Origin of the sequence: Isoptericola haloaureus (assembly GCF_036689775.1) — a bacterium.
GTDB classification, from domain to species: domain Bacteria; phylum Actinomycetota; class Actinomycetes; order Actinomycetales; family Cellulomonadaceae; genus Isoptericola; species Isoptericola haloaureus.
The window spans coordinates 31,554-57,472 of the sequence record NZ_JBAGLP010000110.1 but is presented as its reverse complement, the minus strand read 5'-3'; the positions used below and the strand labels follow the sequence as shown (position 1 = coordinate 57,472).

21 protein-coding genes are annotated in these 25,919 nt (G+C 73.9%); 7 read left to right on the top strand and 14 right to left on the bottom strand.

What is annotated here, in order from left to right:
• The first annotated feature begins 201 nt into the window (after positions 1 to 201).
• Together V5O49_RS04170 and V5O49_RS04165 are read left to right on the top strand one after the other, a co-directional pair.
• Positions 202 to 1,119 (top strand): NAD-dependent epimerase/dehydratase family protein, encoded by a 918-nt coding sequence (locus V5O49_RS04170; RefSeq protein WP_332901122.1) that lies wholly within the window; start codon positions 202 to 204, stop codon positions 1,117 to 1,119.
• Between the two features lie 127 nt (positions 1,120 to 1,246).
• The gene (locus tag V5O49_RS04165; RefSeq protein WP_332901121.1) at positions 1,247 to 3,556 is read left to right on the top strand and encodes a helicase-associated domain-containing protein; all 2,310 of its coding nucleotides are present in this window, start codon (positions 1,247 to 1,249) and stop codon (positions 3,554 to 3,556) included.
• Positions 3,557 to 3,612: 56 nt separating this feature from the next.
• Here the strand turns inward: V5O49_RS04165 and V5O49_RS04160 are convergent, their stop codons facing one another.
• From V5O49_RS04160 to V5O49_RS04110, 11 genes are read right to left on the bottom strand one after another with little or no spacing between them, the layout of a single operon-like run.
• Positions 3,613 to 4,728, bottom strand: coding sequence for an oxidoreductase (locus V5O49_RS04160; RefSeq protein WP_332901120.1), 1,116 nt, complete (start codon positions 4,726 to 4,728; stop codon positions 3,613 to 3,615).
• Positions 4,725 to 6,107, bottom strand: a complete 1,383-nt coding sequence (locus V5O49_RS04155) for an MFS transporter (RefSeq protein ID WP_332901119.1) — start codon at positions 6,105 to 6,107, stop codon at positions 4,725 to 4,727. Before V5O49_RS04155 ends, V5O49_RS04160 begins: the two co-directional genes overlap by 4 nt.
• Positions 6,104 to 7,018, bottom strand: a complete 915-nt coding sequence (locus V5O49_RS04150) for a polysaccharide deacetylase family protein (protein WP_332901118.1) — start codon at positions 7,016 to 7,018, stop codon at positions 6,104 to 6,106. The genes V5O49_RS04155 and V5O49_RS04150 overlap by 4 nt, the downstream gene beginning before the upstream one ends.
• Positions 7,015 to 7,956, bottom strand: coding sequence for a polysaccharide deacetylase family protein (locus tag V5O49_RS04145; protein ID WP_332901117.1), 942 nt, complete (start codon positions 7,954 to 7,956; stop codon positions 7,015 to 7,017). The genes V5O49_RS04150 and V5O49_RS04145 overlap by 4 nt, the downstream gene beginning before the upstream one ends.
• Entirely contained in the window at positions 7,953 to 8,630 is a 678-nt protein-coding gene (locus V5O49_RS04140) for an isochorismatase family protein (RefSeq protein ID WP_332901116.1), read from the bottom strand. Before V5O49_RS04140 ends, V5O49_RS04145 begins: the two co-directional genes overlap by 4 nt.
• A complete protein-coding gene (locus V5O49_RS04135; RefSeq protein WP_332901115.1) occupies positions 8,627 to 9,967 on the bottom strand; it encodes an MmgE/PrpD family protein in 1,341 nt (446 codons plus the stop codon). The genes V5O49_RS04140 and V5O49_RS04135 overlap by 4 nt, the downstream gene beginning before the upstream one ends.
• A gap of 1 nt (position 9,968) precedes the next feature.
• On the bottom strand, positions 9,969 to 10,667 hold the full coding sequence (locus V5O49_RS04130) for an ABC transporter ATP-binding protein (protein ID WP_332901114.1): 699 nt from the start codon (positions 10,665 to 10,667) through the stop codon (positions 9,969 to 9,971).
• Entirely contained in the window at positions 10,660 to 11,391 is a 732-nt protein-coding gene (locus V5O49_RS04125; RefSeq protein ID WP_332901113.1) for an ABC transporter ATP-binding protein, read from the bottom strand. Before V5O49_RS04125 ends, V5O49_RS04130 begins: the two co-directional genes overlap by 8 nt.
• Positions 11,388 to 12,458 (bottom strand): branched-chain amino acid ABC transporter permease, encoded by a 1,071-nt coding sequence (locus V5O49_RS04120; protein ID WP_278235373.1) that lies wholly within the window; start codon positions 12,456 to 12,458, stop codon positions 11,388 to 11,390. The genes V5O49_RS04125 and V5O49_RS04120 overlap by 4 nt, the downstream gene beginning before the upstream one ends.
• The gene (locus V5O49_RS04115) at positions 12,455 to 13,459 is read right to left on the bottom strand and encodes a branched-chain amino acid ABC transporter permease (RefSeq protein ID WP_332901112.1); all 1,005 of its coding nucleotides are present in this window, start codon (positions 13,457 to 13,459) and stop codon (positions 12,455 to 12,457) included. The genes V5O49_RS04120 and V5O49_RS04115 overlap by 4 nt, the downstream gene beginning before the upstream one ends.
• Positions 13,460 to 13,500: 41 nt before the next feature.
• Positions 13,501 to 14,760 carry an ABC transporter substrate-binding protein gene (locus tag V5O49_RS04110; RefSeq protein ID WP_278235375.1) on the bottom strand — a complete coding sequence of 420 codons (1,260 nt, stop codon included), beginning with the start codon at positions 14,758 to 14,760 and terminating at the stop codon, positions 13,501 to 13,503.
• Positions 14,761 to 14,995: 235 nt separating this feature from the next.
• Between V5O49_RS04110 and V5O49_RS04105 the strand changes: the two genes are divergently transcribed.
• Positions 14,996 to 15,766 (top strand): IclR family transcriptional regulator, encoded by a 771-nt coding sequence (locus V5O49_RS04105; protein ID WP_278235376.1) that lies wholly within the window; start codon positions 14,996 to 14,998, stop codon positions 15,764 to 15,766.
• Between the two features lie 88 nt (positions 15,767 to 15,854).
• Here V5O49_RS04105 and V5O49_RS04100 read toward each other — a convergent pair whose 3' ends face one another.
• A complete protein-coding gene (locus V5O49_RS04100; protein ID WP_332901111.1) occupies positions 15,855 to 17,531 on the bottom strand; it encodes a tannase/feruloyl esterase family alpha/beta hydrolase in 1,677 nt (558 codons plus the stop codon).
• Between the two features lie 217 nt (positions 17,532 to 17,748).
• Here V5O49_RS04100 and V5O49_RS04095 point away from each other — a divergent pair, with 217 nt between their 5' ends.
• Entirely contained in the window at positions 17,749 to 19,428 is a 1,680-nt protein-coding gene (locus tag V5O49_RS04095) for a DNA repair helicase XPB (RefSeq protein WP_332901110.1), read from the top strand.
• 138 nt (positions 19,429 to 19,566) lie between these two features.
• Positions 19,567 to 20,820, top strand: coding sequence for an AI-2E family transporter (locus tag V5O49_RS04090; RefSeq protein ID WP_332901109.1), 1,254 nt, complete (start codon positions 19,567 to 19,569; stop codon positions 20,818 to 20,820).
• 17 nt (positions 20,821 to 20,837) lie between these two features.
• Here the strand turns inward: V5O49_RS04090 and V5O49_RS04085 are convergent, their stop codons facing one another.
• Positions 20,838 to 21,617, bottom strand: coding sequence for an SCO4651 family lipoprotein (locus V5O49_RS04085; protein ID WP_332901108.1), 780 nt, complete (start codon positions 21,615 to 21,617; stop codon positions 20,838 to 20,840).
• Positions 21,618 to 21,765: 148 nt separating this feature from the next.
• On the opposite strand from V5O49_RS04085, the gene V5O49_RS04080 reads away from it, so the two are divergent.
• Complete coding sequence (locus V5O49_RS04080) at positions 21,766 to 23,925, top strand: TPM domain-containing protein (protein ID WP_405001138.1); 2,160 nt, start codon at positions 21,766 to 21,768, stop codon at positions 23,923 to 23,925.
• Positions 23,926 to 24,004: 79 nt separating this feature from the next.
• Positions 24,005 to 24,745, top strand: a complete 741-nt coding sequence (locus V5O49_RS04075; RefSeq protein WP_332901106.1) for a PspA/IM30 family protein — start codon at positions 24,005 to 24,007, stop codon at positions 24,743 to 24,745.
• A gap of 251 nt (positions 24,746 to 24,996) precedes the next feature.
• On the opposite strand, the gene V5O49_RS04070 is transcribed toward V5O49_RS04075, so the two are convergent.
• The gene (locus V5O49_RS04070) at positions 24,997 to 25,851 is read right to left on the bottom strand and encodes a type 1 glutamine amidotransferase (protein ID WP_332901105.1); all 855 of its coding nucleotides are present in this window, start codon (positions 25,849 to 25,851) and stop codon (positions 24,997 to 24,999) included.
• Positions 25,852 to 25,919 lie beyond the last annotated feature (68 nt).

Genomic DNA, 25,919 nt, shown 5'->3' with positions numbered 1-25,919 from the left:
CACCCGCTCTTTCACCCAGGTGAAAGCGCCGGGTTTCATCCGAGGAAAGGGCTCCCAGCGGTTGCTACCGGAAGCGGTCTGTGATCGGTCGACGGCGCCGCAGGTCACACGTTCGAGAGCAGTGCTCTTGCGCTCTGCCCGCCGTCGTGCCAGGCTGACGACACAGAGTGAGAGCACCGCTCTCGGATTGGAGCTCCGGTCATGTCTCGTCATCTCGTCGTGGGCGCCGGCCCCGTCGGCCGACAGGTCGCCGCCCTCCTCGCCGCCACCGGCGAAGACGTCACCGTCGCCACCCGGTCCGGCCGGGACACCGGCCTGGACCGCGTGCGCCACGTCGCCGTCGACGCGGCCGATCCGGACGCCCTCTGCGCCGTCGACCCGAACGCCGACGTGCTCTACAACTGCGCCAACCCGGCCGACTACACCCGCTGGGACGAGCTCTGGCCGCCGCTGGCCGCCTCGCTGCTGACCAGCGCCGAACGGCTCGGCGCCGTGTACGCGATCACCGGGAACCTCTACCCCTACGGCCCCGTCGACGGCCCGATGACCGAGGGGCTCCCCGACGCCGCCACCGACCACAAGGGCCGGCTGCGGGCCCAGATGTGGGCCGACGCGCTCGCCGCGCACCGAGCCGGGCGCCTGCGGGCCGTCGAGGTCCGCGGCTCCGACTACGTCGGGCCCGGCGTCGGCGAGAACGGCCACGTCTCGCGCGTGCTGCCCGCCGCCCGGCAGGGCCGCGCCGTGAGCATGCTCGGCCGCACCGACCAGCCGCACACCTTCACCGACGTGCGCGACGTCGCCCGCACCCTGGTGGCCGCCGCCGCGGACCACGACGCGCACGGACGGGTCTGGCACGTGCCCTCCAACCCGCCGGTCAGCCAGCGCCAGGTGCTCACCGACGCGCTCGCCGCCGTCGGGAAGCCGCCCGTGAAGGTGCGCGAGCTGCGCGGCGCCACCGTCGCCGTGGCCTCCTGGTTCTCCCCTCTGGTACGAGAGCTGCGCCAGCTGATGTACCAGTGGGAGCGGCCGTACGTGCTGGACTCCACCGCCGCCCGGGAACGGTTCGGGATCGCCCCGACCCCGTGGCCCGAGGTGTGCCGGGGGACCGCCGCGGACTGATCCCCCTCGGCCCCCCCGTTCCCCGTGGCGTCCCCGCTGTGGGCATGAAATCTGCAGTCCAACCGGCAGCGGGATCTGCAGATTTCATGCCCACAACTTCGGGGGGAGCGGGCGTAGCATCGATCAGATGGCCGGTACGTTCACCGAGTGGGTGCGCTCGCGCACGGACGACGAGCTCGTGACGTTGCTCCGCGTGCGCCCCGACCTCGGCACCCCCTCCCCGTCGACGCTGCGCTCCCTCGCCGCGCGCGCCGCCAGCCGCACCAGCACCGAGCGGGCCGTCGCCCACCTGGACGCCGGCACGCTGCAGGTCCTCGAGTCGCTGCTCGCGCTGTCCGACGGCGACACCCCCGTCGGGGCGGGAGCGGTCACCGACGCGCTCGGCGCACCGGGGTCCGCAGACGCCGTCGGTCGCGTCCTGGCCGCCGCCCGCGACGCGGCCCTGGTGTGGGACGACGACGGCGGGGTGCGGCCCGCACCCGGCCTCGACGAGGTGCTCGGCCCCTACCCCGCCGGCCTCGGCCCCGTCCGGGAGGACGACGCCCCGACCGTCGACGTCGGGGCCCTGTCCCCCGCCGCCCGGCAGGTCCTCGACGCGCTCGCCTGGGGACCGCCCGTCGGCGTCGTCCCGCCCGCCGGCTCCGCGCCCCGCGCCGCCGTCGACCAGCTCGTCGGCGACGGGCTGCTGCAACGCTCCGACGCCCGGCACGTGGTGCTGCCCCGCGACGTCGGTCTGGCCCTGCGGGGCGGTCGCACCCACCGGGCACCCGACCTCGACCCGCCCCGTCCGGACGGACGCACCGTCCCGGAGCCGACCGTGGACGCCGAGGCCGCCGGCGCCGCGCTGGAGATCGTGCGTCAGGTCGCGCACGTCCTCGTCGCCTGGGACGACACCCCGCCCGTCGTGCTGCGCGCCGGCGGGCTCGGCGTCCGCGACCTGCGCCGCACGGCGCGGCTGCTCGAGACCGACGAGGCCACCGCCGCGACCGTCGTCGAGCTGGCCGCGAGCGCCGGACTGGTCGCGGACGACGGCGACGCTCCCGCGTCGTTCCGGCCGACCACGCGCGCCGACGGCTGGGAGGAGGCCGACGACGCCGACCGGTGGGCCACGCTGGCCGAGGCCTGGCGACGCTCCCGCCGCACAGCGTGGCAGGTCGGTACCCGCGACGAGAGGGGCACGGTGCGCGCGCCGCTGTCCGCGGACCTGCAGCGACCCTGGGTGCCGCGGCTGCGCCAGCAGGTGCTCGAGGTGCTCGACGCCCAGCCGGGCGTGGCGCTCGGGGTCGACGACGTGCTCGCCGTGCTGCGGTGGCGGTCGCCGCGGGCGGTGCCCCCGGAGGCCGCGGTGGCGGGGCTGCTGCGCGAGGCGGCGATGCTGGGCGTCACCGGCGCCGGGGTGCTGTCCACCCCCGGGCGCGCGGTGCGCGAGCCCGGGGACGACGCCCCGGCCACGGACCTGGGCACGGTCATGCGGTCGGTCTTCCCCGAGGAGGTGCACGAGTTCCTCCTGCAGGGCGACCTGACCGGGATCGTGCCCGGGCGTCCCTCGCCCGACCTCGCGCGGCTCATCGACCAGTCCGCCGAGGTCGAGTCCCGGGGTGCCGCCACCACGGTGCGGTTCACCACCGGGTCCGTGACCCGGGCGCTGGACCACGGCCGCAGCGGGGAGGACCTGCTGGCCGAGATCGCCCAACGGTCCGCCGTCCCGGTGCCGCAGCCGCTGGAGTACCTGGTCAAGGACACCGCACGCCGTCACGAGGCGCTGCGGGTCGGCTCGGCGCAGTCCTACGTGCGGGCCGCCGACCCCGCGATGCTCGCCGGCCTGGCCGAGGACCCGCGGCTGTCGGCCCTGGGACTGGTCCGGCTCGCCCCGACGGTGCTCGCGGCGTCGGTCCCGGCCGCCGAGCTGCACGAGGTGCTGCGCGACCGGGGCCTGCTCTCGGCGCTCGAGGGTCCGGACGGCCGGCCGCTCGGCCGGGTCCGCCGTCCCGACCGGCTGGACCGCGACGCCTGGTCACGACGCCGCGGGACCGGGGCGGTCCGCGGCGTCACCGACGCCGCACGGCGCGAGCTGGTCGACCGGATGCGGGGAAAGAGCACGGGTCGCGGTGCCGGGACACCGTCGGACGGCGCGGGCCAGGATCTGCCGCCGGCGACCGGGGGCGCCCCACCCGGCCCCGGGGGCGCCGTCGGACCGGGTGCCGTCGTCGGGGAGCCCGTGCGCGAGCCCGGGGACGTGCAGGCCGAGCTGAGCGAGGCGCTGCGCGACGGGCGCTCCGTGTGGGTCGAGCTGGTCGGGGCGTCCGGCGGGCTGGAGCGGCGCGAGCTGCGTCCGATGCGGCTCGAGGGCGGTCGGCTGCGCGCGCTGGACGCCGTGCGGGAGGCCGAGCTGACGATCGCCGTGCACCGCATCGCCTCGGTGCAGCCGACCGACTGAGCGGGCGGGCCGCGCCGGCCCCGGACCTCAGACCCGGGCCGCACCGGCCCCGGACCTCAGACCGGGGTCGGCACGGTGAGCCCGTCGAGGACGGTCCCGCGCCACGCCCGGTAGTAGCGCGGCTCGACCGGCGCACCCGGCGCGTCGAGCTCCGCAGCCGCGTGCCGGGCCCAGTGCGGGTCGCGCAGCATGGCGCGCCCGATCATCACCGCGTCGGCGCTGCCGTCGCGCAGGACCTGCTCGGCCTGCCACGCGTCGGTGATGCGTCCGACGGCGGCCGTCGGCACACCGCCCTCCGTCCGGACGACCGCGGCGCCGGGCACCTGGTAGCCGGGCTCCTCGGAGTAGTCGGCGCCCGCCACGAGCCCGCCCGAGGAGCAGTCCACGAGGTCGACCCCCACCTCGCGCAGCCGACGGGCCAGTCGGGCGGTGTCGTGCGCGTCCAGCCCGCCCGGGGCCACGTCCTCGGCGCTGACCCGCACGAGCAGGGGCACCTCGTCGCCGATCGCGACGCGCACGGCCGCGGCAGCGGCCACGAGCAGCCGCTCCCGCCCGCCGCCGCCCCAGTCGTCCTCGCGGCGGTTGGTCACGGGCGACAGGAGCTCGTGCAGCAGGTACCCGTGCGCGCCGTGGAGCTCGATGGCGTCGAACCCGGCCTCCACCGCGCGGCGAGCCGAAGCGGCGAACGCCCGGACCACCTGGTCGAGCTCGTCGCCGGTCGCCGACCGCGGCGGCGCGTAGTCGCCGAACGGCTCGTCCGAGGCGCCGAGCGTCGACCAGCCGCCCTCCTCGACCGGCACGGACCGGTTGCGGTGGGCGTCGCCGGGCAGACCGCGGTACTTGCCGCCCTTGCGGCCGGCGTGGGCGAGCTGGACCGCGATCTTCCCGCCCACGGCGTGCACGGCCTCGGTGACGGTGGCCCACGCCGCCGTCTGGCTGTCGTTCCACAGCCCGGCGTCCTGCGGGGTCACGCGACCCTCGGGCAGCACGGCCGTGGCCTCGGTGACGACGAGACCGGCCCCGCCGAGGGCGAACTGGGCGTAGTGCGCGCGGTGCCAGGCCGTGACGCGGCCCGTGCGGTCCTCGCAGGCGTACATGCACATCGGCGACGTCCAGGCGCGGTTGGCGAACGTGGTGCCGCGCAGCGTGAGGGGGGTGAACAGGGCAGTCATCGTGCGGTGGACCTCCGGGTGACGAGGAGCGCGGCGAGGGAGAGCAGGACGAGCAGCAGCCCGATCCCGCCGACCCAGGCGCCGAGGGCGTGGATGCCGTCGTCGCCGCCGGGGGTGACGCCGGCGGCGACGACGACGGCGGCCAGCGCGGCGCCGACGTACTGGGACGTGCGGTACAGCCCGCTGGCCACACCGGCCTGCTGCTGCTCCACCGCGGAGTGCAGCTGGAGCTGGTTGCCGATGTTGTTGAACCCGTTGGGCAGCCCGAGCAGCCCGCCCAGCAGGACGAACAGCCACACCGGCGAGTCGACGGTCACGGCCCAGACGGCGAGCGCCCCGGCCGCCACCATCGCCGCCCCGCCGACCACCAGCAGCAGGTGGGCCGGGACGCGGGAGCCGAGCCGGGTGGCGACCACGGTCGACACGACGCCGACGCCGAACACCGGGACCATGAGCAGCCCGGCACCGACGGGCCCGAGCCCGCGCGAGGCCTCGAGCCACTGCGGCAGGCCGTAGAAGATCGTGTAGAAGGAGACGAAGGTGACCATGGCGCGCACGCAGGTGCGCCACAGCGCCGGGTTCCGGGTGAGCAGCCGCACGTCGAGGAACGGCTGGGGCGACCGTGCGGACCACAGGACCAGCACGACCACGCCGACGGCGGCCGCGACGAACCACCACCACCGGGCACCGGTCTCCAGGGACAGCAGGCCGAGCATGAGCGTGGCCAGCGTCGCCACGAACGCGACCAGCCCGACCGGGTCGATGGCGCGCAGCGTCCCGACGAACCCGACGGAGGCGCGGGGCGGGTCGGCGGGCACCGTGCGCAGCACCCAGAAGGCCGCGTTGGCCACCATCGGGACGTTGACCCAGAAGATGCCCTCCCAGCCCCAGACCGCCACGATCGGCCCGCCGACGGCGGGGCCCAGGGCCGCGGTGGTCTGGCCGCACAGGGCGATGACGCCCAGCGCCGACGCCGGGGACGTGCGTCGACGCTGCGCCTCGCGGCGGATGATCGCCATCGCCGTCGGGAACTGCAGCGCCGTGCCCACCCCGAGCAGGAACCGGTCGGCGACCAGCCACTCCAGGCTGGGCACGAACGGCCCCGCCACCGAGGCCACCAGCGTGATCGCCAGGCCGACGAGGTAGACGCGGCGCGGGCCGAACAGGTCGGCGAGCCGGCCGCCGGTCGGCGAGCAGACCGCCGCGGACAGGTACAGCGCCGACACGATCCACGCCGTCGCCGGCCCGGTGCCCAGGTCGGCACCGATGGAGACCAGCGCGACGGCCAGGACCGCCGAGTTCAGGCCCTGCAGGATCGTGCCCGAGCCCAGGGCCCAGCTCATCGGCCGCGGGAGCTGTGCCGCCGTCGTCGTGGTCACGGGGCGACGTCCCCCGGCGGGACGACGACGACCCCGGGCTCGGCCGCCAGACGCCGCAGCACCCGCTCGGCCACGTCGGCGAAGCAGGCCTGGCCGAGCACCCAGCCGAACCAGCTCAGCCCGAGGAACCGCGGTCCGAGCACGTCGGCGTCGGCCAGGAGCTGGTCGATCGTGGCGTGCAGGATCCGCTCGTACGCGTCGGCGGTCACGCCGCGCGTGTACAGGGCGAACACGTCCTCGGTCTCCAGCGAGAACGGCAGGGCGGTCAGCCCCGTCGCGTCCCCGTCGAGGGCCACCGGTCGCTCGTCGACCGGCCAGTCGCCGAACCAGCGCAGCCCGGCGTCGCGCAGGGCGCGGGTGGTCCGCGGCGTCTCGGCGCGCTCCGGGGAGAACCAGCCGGTGACGTCCCGCCCGGTGGCGGCGGCGACCGTGTCCACGCTCGCGCGCACGGCGGCCGTCTCGGCGGCCAGGTCGGCGTCGGGCGGGGTGAGCACGTTCGCGGCCCGGCCGCGCGCGACGACCTCGGCCGCCCGCTCCCCCACGAGCCGCCCGAGGCCCGGCATGCGCCGCACCCCCCGCTCGTCGAGCGCGACGGCCACCGGGACGCCGGCGTCCGCCGCGGCGTCGAGCAGCCGCCAGACGCCGACCGTGAGCCCGAAGTCCCACTGCGAGAGCCGGGCCACCTGCCCGTGCCGCGGTTCGGACGTGTCGCGGCCGACGCCGCCGGGCATCGACTGCGGCGTGGTGGTGCCGGCCGGCACGACGTCCTGGTAGGCCGGGGCGTGCAGCAGCACGCTCACGACCAGCCGGGCGTCCTGGCGGGGCGCCCACGGGTCACGCCGCAGGTCGTTGCTCGGGGGAAGGGTCGGCGCGAGGACGACGGCGTCGTCCGGGTTCGTCACGAGGCTCACGCGGCCACCTCCTCGGCCAGGGCCCGCGCGTGGGCGAGCTGGGTGTCGTAGTGGTGGGCCAGGTAGTGGTCGGCGATGTCGCCGGCCCGCGTCAGCCACAGCCGGTCGTCGCCGCGCAGCCGGTCGAAGATCTCCTCCAGGTACCGCAGCATGTGGGGCTGGCCCAGCAGGAAGGGGTGCGTGGCCAGGCAGGCCACCCGCGCCTGGCCGTCCCGCTCGGCGTCCCGGGCGAGCCGGTCGACCTGGGCCAGCACGAGGGACACGAAGTCCTCGGGCGACAGGTTCTTGGCGTGCAGCATCGGGACGTCGTTCAGCATGTAGCTGTAGGGCATCGACACCAGCCGGCCGCCGTCGCGGGTGACCAGCGGCCGCGGCTGCTCGTCGTGGATCCAGTCGGCGTGGTACGTCATGCCGTGCGCGACCATGAGGTCGGGCGTGGCGTCGGTGCCGGAGATCTTCGGGCCGAGCATGCCCCGCAACCGCGTGCCGTAGTACGTCTCGGCCAGCCGCTGCGACTGCGCGAGGAAGGCGTCCTCCTCGGACCACGACAGGTCGTAGATCGGCCGCAGGTTGGAGATGCCGTGGCTCATGACCTCCCAGTCACGCTCGCGCATCGCGTCGCGCACGTCCGGGTCGTCCTCCAGCAGCGTCAGGCTCAGCGACACCGTGGACGGGATCTCGTAGCGGTCCACGGCGCGCAGCATCCGCCACAGCGCCACCCGGTTGCCGGCCGCGCGGTGCATGTAGTGCTGCACGTCCGGCGCGGCGACCCGGCCCTGGGGGCTGCCGCCGCCCGGCGGGACGTAGTCGTAGTGCTCGACGTTCGGGGCGTGCCACACGGCCACGCCCTTGCCGCCGGGCCAGGTGACCTGCGGGCGCAGGGGCAGCGGGGCGTAGACGAGCCGGTCGTCGGTGGTCAGCGGGGCCGCGGGCGTCACGCGTGCACCGCCGCGTCGTCGACCGTCCGGCCCGGTCCCGCCGCCCGGGCGGCGAACCGCTCGAGCGTCTCGTCCAGGGAGACGACGTCGCCGAACCGGTCCTGCATGTCCCACAGGCTGGTCTCGCCGGACAGCACGCGGAAGTCGTCGCAGCACTCCTCGACGACGCTCACGCGCAGGCTGCGGTAGGCCGCGTCGACGACGGTGGCACGCACGCAGCCGCTGGTCGACGTGCCGGTCATGACCAGCTCGTCGACCCCGAGCTCGGCGAGCAGGTCGTCCAGGCGGGTGCGCCAGAAGCCGGACGCGACGGTCTTCTCCACGACGTGGTCCTGCGGGGCGGGCGGCACGACGGGGCTGATCTCCGTCCACGGGTCGCCGCGCAGGCAGCGCTCGGTCAGCGACGAGCGCACCCGCTGGGCGAGCATCCGGTCGTCGAGGTCGTCGAGGACCATCACCAGGTAGATCACCGGGACGTCCGCGGCGCGGGCCGCCGTGAGCAGCCGCTGGGTGTGCTCGAGGGCGACGGCGGTGCCCGGACCGATGTTCTCGTGCTCGGTGAAGGCGCGCTGGAAGTCGACGACGACGACCGCGGGACGCTCGCCCGGTCCGACCTTCGTGCGCTCGGCGCGCCGGCGGCGGATGGTCTCGACCTCCGCGTTCCAGTCCGTCATGGGTGGTTCCTCCTCGTGGTCGGGCGGGGCCGCAGCCTCGCGAGCGGCTCGTCGCACCGCGGTGCGTCGGCGAGCGAGCGCACGACGTCGGCGACGTCGTCCGCGGTGACGCGCGACGCCCCGGCGGCGAGCGCCTGGGTGAGCAGACGCCGCCGGTCGGCGGCGTCGAAGGGGGTCAGGTCGCGGTCCCCGGCCGGGTGGTCGACGGCGGCCTCGAGGACCGTGCCGTCGTCCAGCGTCAGCCGGACGCGCGCCGGACGGGTGCCGGGGTCGCCGGGTTCCACCGTCTCCAGCTCGACCCGGTCGGCGACCCCGTACACGGCGGGCGCCCGGAGGGGGTCGGACCGGTGCGGGGCCACGTCGCCGTGCACGAGGGCGCTGGCGACGGCGAACGGGGTGGAGAAGTGCGCACCGTGCGGGGTGCTCCACCGACGGGCGGCGAGCCGCGCCCCGGCCGGGGCCGTGGCGACGGTGATCGAGGTGACGTCGTCGAGGTCGCGTCCGGCGGCGGCCAGCCGCTCGCGCACCGCGAGCGCGGCGTCCGCAGGGGCGTGCGTGTACGCGCAGGCCGCGTGCTGCTTCAGGTAGCCGTGGGCGAGGAGCAGGTCGGTGCCGACGGGCACCAGCTGCTCCGGGCCCAGGTCGCCGACGGCCGGCGGCATCCCGGTGCCGGGTGCCGCCCAGCCGGCTCGCGCGACGCGGGCGGCGGCCAGGCCGGCGACCGCTCCGGTGCCCGCCCAGGTGTCACGGACGTCCGAGCCGGCGAGCACCGGGGTCCAGGAGGTCGCGACGAGCCCCCCGAGCGCGGTGCGCACGGCCCGTTCGACGACGTCGGCACCGGCGTCGGCCAGCACCGCGCACCCGGCCGCCGTCCCCGGTGCACCGAGCGTGCCGTGGGTGTGCACGTCGGCCGCGAGGGTGGTGGCCCGGCCGATCCGCGCGGAGACCTCGTACGCCACGACGAGCGCCTCGAGCAGCTTGCTGCCGCTCGCGCCCGTCGCCTCGGCCTGCGCCAGCACGCCGAAGAGGCTCAGCGCGGCCGGGTGACCGGCGGCGAAGCGGTTGCCGTCGTCGAGCTCGGTCCGCACGGCCGCGGCCGAGTTCAGCCACGCGGCGGCCTCGACGGTGACCCCTGCCGCGGGGACACCGACGAGCGTGCACGGTCCGGGTGCGGGGTCCCAGACGTCCACGAGCCGGCGCATCGCCGGTGTCCCGTGCCCGCCCGCGGTGACGGCCAGCAGGTTCGCCAGCACGTCCTCCAGGGCGGTCCGCGCGTCCGGGGTGACGTCGTCGAGCCGCAGCGCGGCGGCCCAGGACGCCAGTCCGCTGAGCGTCATGTCAGCCCCCGAGGTAGGCGGCCTGGACGCGCGCGTCGTCCGCCAGGTCGGCACCGGACCCCTCGAGCACGACCGACCCCGACTCGAGCACGTAGGCCCGGTCGGCGAACGACAGCACCTGGGAGGCGTTCTGCTCGACGATCAGCACGCTGACCCCGCGGTCGCGGATCGCCGTGACGGCGTCGAACACCGTCCAGGTCAGCTTCGGCGACAGGCCGGTGGACGGCTCGTCGAGCAGCAGGAGGTCCGGCGACCCCATGAGCGCCCGGGCGATGGCGAGCATCTGCTGCTGACCGCCCGACATGGTCTCGGCGAGCTGCGTGCGCCGCTCGCGCAGGATGGGGAAGAGGTCGAGGATCCAGTCCTTCTCGAACCCCCAGCGCCCCTTGCGGGCGCGGGCGCCCATGGTGAGGTTCTCGTCGACCGTCAGCGACCCGAACAGCGCCCGGTGCTCGGGCACGAGCATGAGCCCGCGGCGGGCGAGCTCGTGGCTGCGCCCGCCCACGACGGGCTGGTCCTTGAAGGTGACCGACCCGCCCTGGAGCTTCACCTCGCCGACGATCGTGCGCAGCGTGGTGGACTTGCCGGCGCCGTTGGCACCGACGATCGCGACGATCTCGCCCGGCTGCACCGTCAGGTTCACCTCGTGGAGGATCTCCAGGCCGTGGTAGCCGCTGCGGACACCCGTGAGCTCAAGCATCGGAGGCCTCCTTGCCCAGGTAGGCCTCGACGACCTGCGGGTCGGTGAGGACCTCGTCGGCCGAGCCGGTGGCCAGCACGGCACCGGAGTCCATCATCACGACGTGGTCGGACAGCCGCCGGACCGCGGCCATGATGTGCTCGATGAAGACCATCGTCATCCCTTCGGTGTCACGGAGGTTCTCCAGCAGGTCCAGCACGGGAGCGCGCTCGGCCGGGACGAGCCCGGCGAGCACCTCGTCGAGCAGCAGGACCCGAGGACGCATGGCGAGCGCGCGGGCCAGCTCGAGACGCTTCTGCATCGCGGCGGGCAGCGAGCCGGACAGCTGGTCGGCCCACTCCCCCAGCCCGGTCCGCTCGACGGTCTCGCCGGCTTCCCGGCGGGCCGTGCCGCCGCGCGCGCCGCGGCTCATCGCCGCGATCTCCACGTTCTCCAGCACGGTCATGGTGTGGAACGGCCGCATGAGCTGGAACGTGCGGACCATGCCGCGGTGCGCCAGCCGGTGGGCCGGCTGCCCGGTGACGTCCGCGCCGTCGAGCCGGACCGTGCCGGACGTCGGCGGGAAGTTGCCGGTGATGCAGTTGAACAGGGTCGTCTTGCCGGCGCCGTTGGCGCCGATGATGCCCAGGATCTGCCCCTCCTCGACGGAGATGTCGACCCCGCGCAGGGCCTGCAGGCCGCGGAAGGACTTGCTGATGCCGGTGGCCTCGAGAACAGCGGTCACGACTTCCTCCGACGGGACACGAGCGTGCCGTACACGCCCTTGGGGAGCAGGATCACGACCGCGACGAGGATCACGGCGTAGAGGATGATGTCGAGGCCGCCGTGTCCGGCGAGCCACTCGAACCCGGGCGGCGGTGTGCGCAGGAACCCGGTGACGACGTCCGACAGCGGCGCCATGATGATCGCGCCGACGATCGGGCCCCAGATGGTGCCCGTGCCGCCCACGACCGCGGTGATGATGGCGTCGTTCGAGGCGGCGGCGCCGAAGGCGATCTCCGGGTCGACGAACATGTAGTACTGCACGTAGTACGTGCCGGCGACGGCGGTGATCGCGGCCGAGACGGCCACGGCGAACAGCTTGTGCCGCAGCACGTCGATGCCGAGCGCGGCGGCGGCCACGTCGTCGTCCCGGGCGGCGATGGTGAAGCGGCCGGGCCGGGACCGGACGAAGAGGATGGAGGCCAGCAGGCACATGCCGAGCAGGCCCAGCCCGATCCAGTAGTACCAGGGCGAGCCCGCCGGGAACTGGAAGTCCACCAGGGACGAGCCCTGCTGCACGGGGATCGTGAAGCCGACCGTGCGGTTCAGCGCGTCGTTGCCGATGACGAACAGGCGCAGCGCCTCGGCGAACGCGAACGTCGACATCGTGTAGTAGGCCCCGGTGAGCTTGTACCGCAGCGCCAGGTAGGAGATGCCGACACCGGCCGCGACGGAGATCGCGATGCCGAGGAGCATCCCGAGCCAGGGACTGAGGCCCAGGACGACGACGCCGTAGGCGGTCGCGTAGGCCCCGATGCCGAAGTAGGCGGCGTGGCCGAAGGAGAACATGCCCCCGAACCCGGCCATGATGTTCCAGCCCACACCCATGATCGCGAAGATCAGGACGCGGTTGGCGATGGCCATGTCCGAGGCGGACAGGACGAACGGCACGGCCGCGGCGACGGCGACGAACACGGCGAGGACGACGTAGTCGCCGCGCGAGCGCTGCGACCCGGTGTCCGTGGTGAGGCGGCCGGTCAGCCCGCCGCCTGCGGAGGTCGAGGTGCGTGGGGTTGCGGTGGTGGTCACGAGGCCCTCCCGAAGACACCCTTGGGGCGGATGAACAGGACGATGAGGAAGACGACGAACACGGCCAGCAGCGGGCTCTCGTCCGGCAGGATCAGACCCGCCAGCTGCTCGGTGAGCCCGACGACGAGCCCGCCGACCAGGGCGCCGGGGATGTTGCCCATCCCGCCGAGGACGACGACGACGAACGCCGTGAGGTTGAAGATCGCCCCGCTGGTGGGCTCGATCGTCGTGAAGGGGGCGACGAGCACGCCGGCGGCTCCGGCGGCCATGGCGCCGAGCGCGAAGGTCACCGAGTAGATCGCCTTGGTGTTGATGCCGACCAGCCGGGCGCCCTCGGGGTTGGCGGCCACGGCGCGGATCGAGGTGCCGATCGCCGTCCTCTGCAGCACGAGCGACAGGATCGCCACGAGCACCAGCGCGCCGACGAACGCGTAGATCCGCGACAGCTCGACGGTGGCGCCGAGGATGCTGACCCCGACGTTGCCGGGCAGCTGGACGGAGCGCGGGGTGGGCCCGAACACCAGGAGCAGGACGTTCTCGATCGCCAGCGCGAGGCCGATGGTGACCAGGAGCTGGATCTGGATCGGCGCCCGCATGACCGGGTTGAGCAGCGACGTCTGCAGCAGGGCGCCGAGCACCCCCATCGCGGGGACGACGACCAGCAGGGCGGTGTAGGGGTGGACGCCCATCGTGTCGACGGTGACGAACGTCAGGTACATCGCCAGCGCCACGAGGGCGCCGTTGGCGAAGTTGATGATGTGCAGGACCCCGTAGATGAGCGTGAGGCCCATGGCCACGAGGCTGTAGATGCCGCCGGTGAGCACGCCGGTGACGAGTGCCTGGACCAGCACGGTGCTGCTCCCGGCGCGGAGCGCGGCGACCGCGGTCACGACCGCCAGGACCGAGACCGTGACGATCGCGACCTTCTGGCGTTCGGACAGGGTGGGCCGCCGCGCGGCCGAGCCGGTGGTCTCCGGCGCGTTCTGCAGGCTCGTGGCCATGGGACCTCCTCAGGAGTCGTGGACGGGCGCGGGGAGCGCGGTCACTCGGTCGGCGGAGCGGGGAAGACGTAGTCCGTCTCGGCGAACTCCTGCGGGAAGACCTGGACGATGTCGCCGTCCTGGATCTGCATCACCACGACGGCCGCGTTGGTGTTCTGGCCGGTCTCGTCGAAGGTGACGGGTCCGTCGGCGACCATCAGCGGCGCGTACCCGGTCTCGGTGACCGCGTCGCGCACGGCCGTGGTGTCGGTGGACCCGGCGCGCTCGAGCGCCTCGGCGATGACCATCACGGCGTCGTAGGACAGGACGGCGGAGCTGCGGATCGGCTCGCCGTGCTCGGCCTCGAACGCCTCGGCCAGCGCCTGGGAGTCGGCGTTGGTGACGTCCCAGTGGTAGTTGGCGTCGAAGTAGCCGTCGCCGCCGTTCGGGGCGTCGTTGACGAAGTCGGGCTGGTCGTAGGCGCCGTTGGCGACGCCGTACACGGCCTGCAGGTCCGGCTCGACGATGTCGACCGCCTGCGCCACGAGCAGGGAGTCGCGGTAGTAGCCGGTCACCACGAGCGCGTCGGCGTCCGAGGCGGCGACCTGCGTGATCTGCGTGGTCATGTCGTTGACCGCGGCGGGGTCGTACTGGATCACCGGGTCGACGGTCAGCCCGGCCTCCTCGGCCTCGGCGAGGAAGGTCTCGTAGGCCGCGGCACCGTAGTTGCCCTGCTCGTACAGGTAGGCGACCTGGTCCACCTCGGCGCCGGAGTCCTCCACGAGCGACAGCAGCGACTCGGCTCCCTGGGTGCCCATCTGGCTGGCGCTGGGCTGGAGACGGAACGAGTAGGTGTAGCCCTGCTCGAGGATCTCGTCGAGGGCGGAGACGTCCATGACGAACGGCACCTGGTTGCGCTCCGCCACCGAGGCGACGTTCGCGCTGGTGCCGCTCTGGAAGGTGCCGAGCAGCGCGACGGCCCCCTCCTCGATGAGGCGGGTGGCCTCGCTCTGGCCCGTCTCGGCCTCGCCCTGGGTGTCCGCCGAGTCGAGGACGAGCTCGGCCCCGCCGAGCGACTCGATGCCCCCGGCCTCGTTGACGGCGTCGACGGCCATCTGGGCCGCAGCGGCCATCTGCTGGCCGTCCGCGGCGTTGGACCCGGTGAGCGGGTGCAGGGCGCCGATGTGGATCTCGGCCACGTCCTCGGTGGTGGCCTCCGCGTCGCCGCCGGCCGCGCTGACGGCCGAGCCGGCGCACCCGCTCAGTGCGAGCGTCGCTCCGGCCAGTCCGACCACGGACCAGTTCCGCAGGCTGCGCTTCATGTCTCCTCCTGGGGTGGGCTTGTTCCGAAAAACGGAACAAATGTCGATCCGCCACGCGATCCGAGGCGTCTCGGCTCGCATCAACGTTCTGGCGTGATTGCTCGCCCAATCTAGGCTCCACCAACCACTTGGTTGGTTTCTAGGCTGTTAAGTCTTGGTTTCCATGCGCATACACGTTCCGTTCAATGGAACACCCGCTGCTAGGGTCGGCAACACCACGACCAAGGAGGATCACGTGCCCGAGGACCACCGTTCGTCGACGACGCACCGCGTCGCACAGGTGCTGCTGGCGTTCACGGGGCAGCAGCGCTGGCTGGGTGTCACGGAGCTGGCCCGGCGGCTCGGGCTGGGCAAGGCCGTCGTGCACCGCATCCTGCAGGCGCTGGTGGAGACGGGCCTCGTCCGCTACGACGAGAACCGCCGGCTGTACGCGCTCGGCCCCACGGCGGTGGCGCTGGGCCGCGGTGCGGACGCCGGCAACGAGCTGCTGACCGCGGCACGCCCGGTGATCGCCCACCTCAGCCACGCCACCGGCGAGACGACCACCGTCACCCAGCGCACCGGGCACACCCGGACCTACGTCGGCCAGGTGGAGAGCGCCCAGCACATCCGGATCGCCATCACGCTCGGCGAGCACCAGCCGCTGACGAACGGGGCGAGCGGGCTGAGCATCCTGGCCTTCCTGCCCGAGGAGGACGTCGACCTGGTCCTCCAGGTGCCGCTGCCGCAGTTCACCCCTCGCACCGTCACCGACCCGGACGCCATCCGCGAGCGCCTGGCCGAGATCCGCGAGCGCGGCTGGGCCTACACGGCGTCCGAACGCGTGCCGCACTCGAGCAGCGTGGCCGCGCCGATCCACGACGTCACCGGTGCCGCCGTCGGCTCCCTGTCCGTGGCCTACCTCGACTCGCGCTTCGACGAGCGCGAGGTGCCGCGCCTGGCCGACCTCGTCGTCGAGGCGGCGGAGTCGGCGACGCAGCGGCTCGTCGCCGCCCAGCGCGGCTGAGACGACGACGCCCCGGGATCCCGTGCGGGATCCCGGGGCGTCGTCCGGCGGGAACGCCCGTGGGCGGGCCCGCCGGTCGTCACGCGCCTCAGCCGTCGTGACGTCCCGCGGCGGTCACGGTGAGCCCGGGAGCCGTGCCGGCCCGGCCGGGCGCGGTCCCGCCGTGGCCGGGGTTCTGCCCGGTGCGACCCGGGGCGTCGCCGGACGCGCCCGGGGCCGGGGCCTGCGGCGCACCGATCCAGTCGACCGTCTCGACGCCGCCGGCCTCGTACCGCTCGACCACGCGGGTCGCGCCGTTGCCGGTCGCGGTGACGGACTCGGGGGCGACGTCGTCCTCGACCCAGGCGGAGATCGCGGACATCCAGTCGACCTCGTCCTGCCCGGGCCCGCCGCTGCAGTGGTAGACGCCCGGCAGCATGAAGGTGCGCAGGTAGGAGTCGGTCACGCGCGCCCCGCCGTCGGCGTCGACCACGCGCTCGTAGTAGTCGAGGGTGCCGTACGGCGTGATGAGCGGGTCGGCCCAGCCGTGCCAGAGGATGAGCTTGCCGCCGCGCTCGCGGAACGCCGACAGGTCGACGTCGTCGGCGTTGTAGACCGCGGCCTGGGTGTGCAGCAGGTCGGCCTCGGTCGACGGGTCGAAGTCACCCAGGGAGTACGCGACGCCCGGGTCCTCGGGGAAGGCCAGGTAGCGCAGCACGTTCTGGGCGTAGTCGCCGCTGATGGACATCGAGCCCTCGCTCGTGGCCACGGTCATGAACGGCCAGCCGGCCTCCGAGCCGACGGCGAGGCCGTCGGGGTAGAGCAGCTCGCCGTCGTCGGTGGTGGGCGCGCTGTAGAGCGCCTCGAGGGTCTCGACCTGGGTGGCGGTCAGGCAGTCCGTGCCGTCCCCGCCGTCGGCGCACAGCAGGGTCGCCGGGTCGAAGGCACAGGACAGCGGGTCCCCCACGACGCCGTCGGCCCGGCCGTCGTCGAGGTCGCAGGACGCCAGCACGGCGTCGGACACCAGGCCCACGTCGGTCGTGTCGAGGATCAGGCCACCGTCGGCGTCCCGGTTGACGGTCTCGAAGTGCCCCTGGGAGAGCACCGCCAGGTAGTTCTGGTAGAGCGCGGGGGCGCCGGCGACGATCCCGTCGAAGTCCTCCGGGTAGCGCTGGGCCTCGCTGAGGGCCTGGCGACCGCCCGTGGAGCAGCCCATGAAGTACGAGGTCGACGGCGGCGTGCCGTACAGCTCGGCGAGGGTGGCCTTGGCGACGACGGCGAGCACGTGCGGGGACCGGTAGCCCCAGTCCGCCTCGGCCTGGGCGTCGTCGAGGAACGCGTCGGCGCTGGAGCCGACGTGCCCGGTGTTCTCGGCCCCGACGGCGAACCCGTCGGCGAGCGGCTCGGCGCAGTCCGCGATGGGCACATAGCCGCAGAAGCCGCCGCAGCCCGTCTGGAAGTAGCGGCCGTTCCAGTCCTCCAGCGGCAGCTGCAGGGTGAAGCCGACGGTGCCGCCGGCCGTCCCGCTCAGCGCGCAGGACCCGTCGACGACCTCGGCGGTCTCGACGACCGCGGACAGCGTGCCGGACTCCTCGGCGTCGTCGGGGGCGGTGATGGTGGTGCCGGCCATGGCCGTGCAGTCGGCGGCGGCGAGCGTCACGTCGACCGTGCCGGCGTCGTCGGTGGCCGTCGCGGGGGCGAGCGGCGCGGCGAGCGCCAGCATCGCGGCCAGCGCGGCGACGAGGCGTGCGCCGCGGCGCAGGCGAGATCGGGGATGGTTCGTCATGATGACCCTTTGTTTCGATGAACGGAACAGCCCCCTGGTGGGTTCACGACAGTAGGTCGGCATCTCCGATCAATGGTTACCACTCGGTAAACTTGTCGCGTTGTTCCCCCTGGTGGAACAGATCCAGGGTCGCGGCGGAGACGCAGGAACACGACGGCGCCGCGCGACGTTGGCATCCTGGACGTCTGCCCGGCGTCCAGCCCGCGGAAGGACACGCATGCCCGACGGCCCCCTGATCGTCCAGAGCGACAAGTCGATCCTGCTCGAGGTCGACCACGCGCGCGCCGAGGAGGCGCGCCGCGCCATCGCGCCGTTCGCCGAGCTCGAGCGCGCCCCCGAGCACGTGCACACCTACCGGCTGACGAACCTCGGCCTGTGGAACGCGCGCGCCGCCGGCCACGACGCCGAGCAGGTCGTCGACACCCTCATCGCGTACTCGCGCTACCCCGTCCCCCACTCGCTGCTGGTGGACGTCGCCGAGACGATGGGCCGCTACGGCCGCCTCACGCTGCACTCCCACCCCACCCACGGGCTCGTGCTGGAGTCCACCGACGCCGCGGTGCTGGCCGAGGTGCTCAAGTCCAAGCGGACCACCGGGCTCGTGGGCGAGCGGGTCGACGGCAGCTCCGTGGTCGTCCACCCCTCCGAGCGCGGCAACCTCAAGCAGGCCCTGGTCAAGCTCGGCTGGCCCGCCGAGGACCTCGCCGGGTACGTCGACGGCGAGGCGCACGCGATCGACCTGCGGACCACCACGACGCCGGTCTACCCGGGCGAGGAGGCCTCCGACTGGACGCCGCGGCCCTACCAGCAGCAGGCCGTCGACGGGTTCTTCCACGGCGGGTCCGGCGTCGTCGTGCTGCCCTGCGGTGCCGGCAAGACGATCGTCGGGGCCGGGGCGATGGCCGAGGCGAAGACCACCACGCTGATCCTGGTGACCAACACCGTCTCCGCGCGCCAGTGGCGCGACGAGCTGGTGCGCCGGACCTCGCTCACCGAGGACGAGATCGGCGAGTACTCGGGCTCGCGCAAGGAGATCCGCCCGGTCACCATCGCGACCTACCAGGTGCTGACGACCAAGCGGAAGGGCGTCTACACCCACCTGGAGCTGCTCGACGCCCGCGACTGGGGCCTCATCGTCTACGACGAGGTGCACCTGCTGCCCGCCCCGATCTTCCGCATGACCGCCGACCTGCAGGCCCGGCGTCGGCTCGGCCTGACGGCGACGCTCGTGCGCGAGGACGGCCGCGAGGACGAGGTGTTCTCCCTCATCGGCCCCAAGCGGTACGACGCGCCGTGGAAGGACATCGAGGCGCAGGGCTACATCGCGCCCGCCGACTGCGTCGAGGTGCGGCTCACCCTGCCCGAGCACGAGCGGATGCTCTACGCGACGGCCGAGCCGGAGGACAAGTACCGGCTCGCCGCGTGCGCCCCGGGCAAGAACCGCGTCGTCGAGCAGATCGTCGCCGACCACCCCGACGACCAGGTGCTGGTGATCGGGCAGTACATCGACCAGCTCGAGGAGCTCGCCGAGCACCTGGACTCCCCGCTGATCACCGGGTCGACCACCGTCCGCGAGCGCCAGAAGCTGTTCGCGGCGTTCCGGGCCGGCGAGATCTCCCGGCTCGTGGTGAGCAAGGTCGCGAACTTCTCCATCGACCTGCCCGAGGCGTCGGTGGCGATCCAGGTCTCCGGGTCCTTCGGCTCCCGGCAGGAGGAGGCCCAGCGCCTCGGCCGGGTCATGCGCCCCAAGCAGGACGGCCGCACGGCGCACTTCTACGCCGTCGTCGCCCGGGACACCGTCGACCAGGACTTCGCGGCGCACCGCCAGCGGTTCCTGGCCGAGCAGGGCTACGCCTACCGCATCGTCGACGCCGAGGACCTGGACGCCGTGCCGTAGCGGGTCAGGGCCGAGGAACGAGGCCTTCGACGTTGTGGGCGTGAAATCTGCAACTCTGAACCGGTTCAGAACGGCAGATTTCACGCCCACAACGGGCGGGGGCGGGCGCCGTCGGGCTCGGGGCCATACGGTGCTGGCATGGCTGATGACGACGCCGCACCGGAGACGGACCCGGACGCGGCGGAGGCCGGTTCGCCGGCAGCACCGCCGCACGACGACGACCGCCCGCTCCAGCACGACGACCGGCGTCCACCGCGCTGGGTGCCGCGCGTGCTCGTCATGGGCGCCGCCGCCGTGTTCGCCGCCGTCTGGGTCTGGGGGGCGATCCAGCAGCTCAACACTCTCTTCGTCTACCTGCTCATCGCAGGCTTCGTCGCCCTCGCCCTCGAACCGGTCGTCGTGTGGCTCGTGCGGCACGGCTGGCGGCGCGGTGTCGCGGCCGCCGCCGCGTTCTTCGGGTCCGTCCTCCTCGGGATCGGGATCCTGGCACTGTTCGGCAACCTGTTCATCCAGCAGCTGATCCAGCTCGTCGGCACCCTGCCCGACGTCTACGTGGCGGCCCAGGAACGCCTGCAGGCCAACCTCGACGTCGAGCTGCCGTCCTCCGACGACCTCCTGCAGCAGCTCGTCGAGGAGTACGGCTCCGACGTCGCGTCCGGCACCCTCGCCGTCGGCACCACCGTCGTCGGGTTCGTGTTCGCCGCGCTGACGATCGGGCTCGTCACCTACTACCTCATGGCAGCCGGGCCGCAGTTCCGCGCCGCCGTGTGCCGGTGGCTCAGCCCGGACCGGCAGACCGAGGTGCTGCGGATGTGGGAGATCACGCAGGTGAAGGTCTCGGACTTCATCAGCTCCCGCGTCGTGCTCGCGGCGCTGTCGGCGGCGTTCACCGCGGTGTTCCTCATCATCCTCGGCACGCCCTACGCGCTCCCGCTGGCCCTGTTCACCGGACTGGTCTCGCAGTTCATCCCCACCATCGGCACGTACATCGGCGGCGCGCTGCCCGTCGCCGTCGCGCTGACCTCGCAGGGCGTGCCCCAGGCCCTCGCCGTGCTGGCCTTCATCATCGCCTACCAGCAGCTGGAGAACCTCTACTTCTCGCCGAAGATCTCCGCGCGGGCGCTCGAGATGAACCCCGCCGTCAGCTTCGTCGTCGTGCTCGCGTTCGGGGCGGTGTTCGGGGCGCTGGGGGCGTTCCTGGCGCTGCCGGTGGCCGCGACCATCCAGGCGATCGCCAACACGTACCTGACGCGGCACGAGCTGGTCGACTCCGACATGCTGCGGGACCCGGACCGGCAGCCGCCGAAGGGGTCACGCCGGTCGCGCAACCTGCGCGCCGCGCGGGAGGCCGCGCGCACGGTCGCCGAGCGCCGGGCCGACGGCGTCGGGTGACCCCGGGCCGGTGCAGCTCAGCCCATCAGCTCGCCGTAGTCGGTGACCCGGTCGGCGGGCGGCGCCTCGATCTCGACCGGCTCGCCCCAGCCCGAGAAGGTGGTCGCGGTCACGAGCTCCTGACCGTCGATCTCCACCGTCGTGTCCACCGCCAGCGGCAGGCCGTCCTCGGTGACGCGGAACTCCGCCGTCATGTCGTCCATCTGGTCGACGGCCGCCGGCGCGGCTCCGGCCGCGGCCTCGAGACGTGTCGGGTCGAGCGTCATCGTGTACACGTCCACCGTCCGCCCGTCGAGCTCCTCGGTGCCCCCGTGCGCGAACGCCGTCACGGCGTCGGCCATCATCTCCGCCTGCCCGGCGGGGTCCATCGCGAGCATCGAGTCCATGGTCCCGGCGAACGTCGGGTCCTGGGCGACCTCGTCCGCCGACATGGCGACCCAGTCGACCTCGCCGCCGCTGAGGGTGCTCATGTCGACGTACATGGTGCCCTCGAGCAGGATCATCTCCATCTCGGTCCCCACCGCGCCGATCGACATCGCGAAGGCGGAGTCCTCGAGGCCCTCCCCGACGATCACGTCCCCGCTCTGCGCGGACTCGGTCATCCCGGTCCGCTCGGCGAGCTCCCCGGCGAAGGTGGTCTCGACGTGCACCGACCCCTGCTCGGCCTGCGCCTCGTCCATCCGCTGCGACAGCGCCGCCAGGTCGACGACGTCGGCCCCCTCGTCGGCCCCGCAGCCGGTCAGCACCAGCGTCACGGCCCCGGCGCCCAGCAGGGCGGTGGTTGCGGTTCTCAGCACGTCTCAGCTCTTCCCTCGTCGATCGACGGGTCCACGGAACGACCCGCCCCCCATCGAAGCAGCACCAGGTCACGCCCACGTCACGACCGCGCCGCCGGGGTGAACGTCACCCGCCCCGCGATTGCATCGCACCAGGGGTCGCGCAACGATGCAGATCGTGATCCCCTCTCTCCGGACCGAGCGGCGACGCCCGGTCTCACCGGTCGTCGCCGTCCTGACGCTCGCCGTCGCGGTCGCCGCCCTCGGGGCGGTCGCCACCGGCCCCGCCCACGCCGTCGGCCCCGTGACCGCCGAGGCTCCGCTCTCCGAGCTCGACGGAGACGTCACCGACGTCGCCGGCGTGCTGGACGAGACCGGTGCCGCGGCCGTGCAGAGCTCCCTGGACGAGCTCGCCACGGAGACGCCGTACCAGCTGTTCGTCGTCTACGTCGACCGGTTCGACGGCCTCGACGGCCGCGAGTGGGCGGACGCCACCGCGAACAACGCCCGGCTCGGCACCGAGGACGTCCTGCTCGCCGTCGCGACCGAGGACCGGCTGTACGGCATGAGCTGGGACAACAACATCGACCTCAGCGAGCAGCAGCTCGACGCCGTCCGCGACGCCGCCGTCGACGCGCTGCGCGCCGACGACTGGGCCGGTGCCACCGTCGCCGCCGTCGACACCCTGCTCGCCGTCACCGGGTCCGACGGCGCCTCCAGCGGGGCCGCTGCCGGCACAGGTACCGACGACGGAGGCGGCGGGGGCGTCCCCGGGATCCTCGTGTGGGTCGCGATCGGTGCCGTGGTCGTCGTCGGCGGATTCTTCCTCGTGCGCCGCGCCCGGCAGAAGGACGCCGACCTCGCCCGGCGCGGGGCCGCCGCGGCAGCACGCCGACGTCGGACCGCCTCCTCCGCAGCGAAGCGCCCCGGTCGGGGCCGTACCGCGGGACCCGACCCGGACCGCTTCGCCGGGCTCGGCCTGGAGGAGATGCGGCAGCGGGCCGGCAGCGCGCTGGTGGCGGTCGACGACGCCGTCAAGACCTCCGAGCAGGAGCTCGCGTTCGCCGAGGCCGAGTTCGGTGTCGAGGAGACCCGCGAGTTCAGCGCCGCTCTGGACGCCGCGCGTCAGGAGGTCGCCGCGGCCTTCCACGCCCGCCAGGTCCTCGAGGAGACACCGGACGACACGTTCGGCGAGCACGAGGGGCTGGCAGCGATCATCACCCGCTGCGAGACCGCCGCCGCCTCCCTGGACGCCCAGACCGACGCCTTCGACGAGCTGCGGCGCATCCGGGCCCGCGCGCCGGAGATCCTCGACGAGGCCGAGCGGCGTGCCGGGGAGATCAGCGCGCGCATCGAGATAGCCCGTCACACCGTCGCCGGGCTGGCCGCGACCTACCCGGCCTCGGCGCTGGCCTCGATCAGCACCAACCCCGACCAGGCCGAGTCGCTGGTGGCCAACGCCCGCGAGATCGTCGCCTCCGGCCGCGAGGCGCTGCGCCGGCGCAAGCGGGCCGTCGCCGTCACCGACGCGCGGGCCGCCCAGAACGCGCTCGGCCAGGCCATGACCCTGCTCGAGTCCGTCGCGAGCGCCGGGGACGTCCTCGCCGACGCCGGCACCCGCCTCGAGACGGGGATCGCCTCCATCACCCAGGACATCGTCGACGCCGACCGGCTGGCCCCCGGCGACGAGCGGGTCCGGTCCGCCGCCGCCGAGGCCCGCGAGGCCGCGGACCAGGCCCGGGACGCGAAGGAGGGCGGAGACCCGCTGGCCGCCCTCACGCGGCTCGCCGCGGCCGAGGCCGCCCTCGACGACGCCCTCGCCCCGTCACGGCAGCAGGCCGAGTCCGACGCCCGCGCCCGCGCCCTGCTGCGCGACGTCCTCGGGCGCACCGAGTCCCACCTGCGCTCCACGCGGGACTACATCACCACCCGGCGTGGCGCCGTCGGAGCCGACGCCCGCACCCGGCTGGCCGAGGCCGAGCGGCTCGTCGCCGAGGCCCGGTCGCTGCAGCGCACCGACCCGCAGGCGGCCCTGGCCGCCGCGCAGCAGGCCGAGCGCTACGGGCAGCAGGCCGCGCAGATGGCCCAGCAGGACACCACCGGGTGGGACATGCGCTACGGCAGCGGCGGGCCACGCCGGGGGGCCGACGTCGGCGGCATGATCCTCGGCGGCATCCTCATCGACTCGATGATGCGCGGCGGGCGGCGGCGAGGCCGCTTCGGCTCGACCGGCGGGTTCGGCGGCGGCTTCGGTGGTGGTCTCGGTGGTGGCGGCCGCGGTGGCTTCGGCGGCGGCTTCGGTGGCGGCGGAGCCGGAGGCCGGTTCTGACCCCCGGCCGTCGGGAACGTCCGGGGCACCGCCGTCGTCGGACGTAGTGACGGGCAACCTGGCACCAGAAAGGCACCTCATGAACCAGAAGCAGAGCATCCTCGGCCGGATCGGCCAGCTCGCTAAGGCGAACATCAACGCGCTCATCGACCGCGCCGAGGACCCGCAGAAGATGCTCGACCAGCTCATCCGCGACTACACGAACAACATCGCCGAGGCCGAGCAGGCGATCGCCCAGACCATCGGCAACCTGCGCATGGCCGAGCAGGACTACCACGAGGACACCCAGTCGGTGCAGGAGTGGGGCGCCAAGGCGCTGGCGGCGTCACGCAAGGCCGACGAGCGGCGGGCGGCCGGCGACACCCCGAACGCCGACAAGTTCGACCAGCTCGCGAAGATCGCGCTGCGCAAGCAGCTCGACGCCGAGAACGAGGTCACCACCGCCCGGCCGATGATCGAGCAGCAGCGGGTCACGGTCGAGAAGCTCAAGACCGGCCTGGCGCAGATGAAGGACAAGCTGGTCGACCTCAAGTCCAAGCGCGACCAGCTCGTCGCGCGGCAGAAGGCGGCCGAGGCGCAGCAGACCGTGCAGGGTGCGATCAGCTCGATCAACGTCATGGACCCGACCAGCGAGCTCAACCGCTTCGAGGAGGCCGTCCGGCGCGAGGAGGCGCAGGCCATGGGGCAGGCGGAGATCGCGGCGTCGTCGCTGGACTCGCAGTTCGCCGAGCTGGAGGGGTCGATGGAGGACCTCGAGCTCGAGGCCCGGCTCGCGGCCCTGAAGTCCGGGTCCCCGAAGCCGGGTCAGATCGAGTCCTGAGGCGCTGGTGCCCCACGCCCCGATCCCCGCGAGGTAGGCCACCTCTTGGCGAGGTAGGCAACTCTCCGCCCAGGTAGGCAACCATCAGCCCAGGTAGGCAACCTCCTGGCGAGACGGAGCGCGGCGACCTTGCCTACCTCGAGCGAAAATCGCCTACCTCGACGGAGAGTTGCCTACCTCGAGGGCGAATTGCCTACCTCGCGGGCGAATTGCCTACCTCGACGGAGAGTTGCCTACCTCGCGGGAGGGCGTCAGGCGGCCTCGGCGTCGGCACCCGCGTCGTCCGCACCCGCGTCGTCGGCACCCGCGTCGTCCGCACCCGCGTCGTCGGCCCGTGCATCGGCGCCGCGTCCGACGCCGGCGGCCACCTGGCCCAGGAACGCCTCGGCCAGCATCGCCCCCGAGCGCGCGAGCTCGGCGTCGTGCTCGACCATCTGCGCGTGCACGGCGGCCGTCTCCACGTCGACGTGCGCGAGCGCCCAGCGCACCGCCGTCGTCGGGCCGGCCTCGGGGTGGAACTGCACGCCGAGCGCCGACCCCCACCGGAACGCCTGGTAGGGGTACATCTCCGACCACGCCAGCCACTGCGCGTCCTGCGGCGGCTCGATCACGGCGTCGGCGTGCATCTGCACGAAGGACGTCGCAGCGCCCCGACCGTCGAGGTCCTCGGTGTCCTCGGCGCCGGCGGCCCGCGCGAGCGGGGCGACGACGGGGTCGGCGAGGGCCTCGGTGCGCCAGTGGACGGGGACGACGCCGGCCTCGCGCCCGGGCGGGGCGGCCACCGTCACGCTCCCACCGCCGGCGACGGCCAGGAGCTGCGCCCCGAGGCAGATCCCGAGGGTGGGCAGGTCGGCGGCGACGGCCTCGGCCAGGAGCGACCGGACGCCGGGCAGCCAGGGAGCCTCGTCGTCGGCGTAGGCGTTCATCTGTCCGCCGAGCACCACGAGTCCGTCGCCGCACTCCGCGAGCGTCGGGACGGGCTCGCCGGCGAACAGCCGGACCACGCGGGTGTCGCCGAGCGCCGACCGCCACCGGTCGACGGGGACGTCGGAGCTGTGCTGCAGGACGGCGACTCGAGGCACCGCGGAGAACTCGAACTCGGACACGAGCGACGAGACTACTCCGCACGCGCCCGTCGGTCACCCCCCCCGGTCACGCCCCCGCGCGTACGCTG

Coding starts and splice junctions, on each gene's coding strand:
- V5O49_RS04090 (WP_332901109.1), top strand. CDS start 19,567: ATGGCTGATGACGACGCCGCACCGGAGACGGACCCGGACGCGGCGGAG.
- V5O49_RS04080 (WP_405001138.1), top strand. CDS start 21,766: ATGCAGATCGTGATCCCCTCTCTCCGGACCGAGCGGCGACGCCCGGTC.
- V5O49_RS04165 (WP_332901121.1), top strand. CDS start 1,247: ATGGCCGGTACGTTCACCGAGTGGGTGCGCTCGCGCACGGACGACGAG.
- V5O49_RS04075 (WP_332901106.1), top strand. CDS start 24,005: ATGAACCAGAAGCAGAGCATCCTCGGCCGGATCGGCCAGCTCGCTAAG.
- V5O49_RS04095 (WP_332901110.1), top strand. CDS start 17,749: ATGCCCGACGGCCCCCTGATCGTCCAGAGCGACAAGTCGATCCTGCTC.
- V5O49_RS04135 (WP_332901115.1), bottom strand. CDS start 9,967: ATGACGCTCAGCGGACTGGCGTCCTGGGCCGCCGCGCTGCGGCTCGAC.
- V5O49_RS04130 (WP_332901114.1), bottom strand. CDS start 10,667: ATGCTTGAGCTCACGGGTGTCCGCAGCGGCTACCACGGCCTGGAGATC.
- V5O49_RS04115 (WP_332901112.1), bottom strand. CDS start 13,459: ATGGCCACGAGCCTGCAGAACGCGCCGGAGACCACCGGCTCGGCCGCG.
- V5O49_RS04140 (WP_332901116.1), bottom strand. CDS start 8,630: ATGACGGACTGGAACGCGGAGGTCGAGACCATCCGCCGCCGGCGCGCC.
- V5O49_RS04170 (WP_332901122.1), top strand. CDS start 202: ATGTCTCGTCATCTCGTCGTGGGCGCCGGCCCCGTCGGCCGACAGGTC.
- V5O49_RS04100 (WP_332901111.1), bottom strand. CDS start 17,531: ATGACGAACCATCCCCGATCTCGCCTGCGCCGCGGCGCACGCCTCGTC.
- V5O49_RS04160 (WP_332901120.1), bottom strand. CDS start 4,728: ATGACTGCCCTGTTCACCCCCCTCACGCTGCGCGGCACCACGTTCGCC.
- V5O49_RS04110 (WP_278235375.1), bottom strand. CDS start 14,760: ATGAAGCGCAGCCTGCGGAACTGGTCCGTGGTCGGACTGGCCGGAGCG.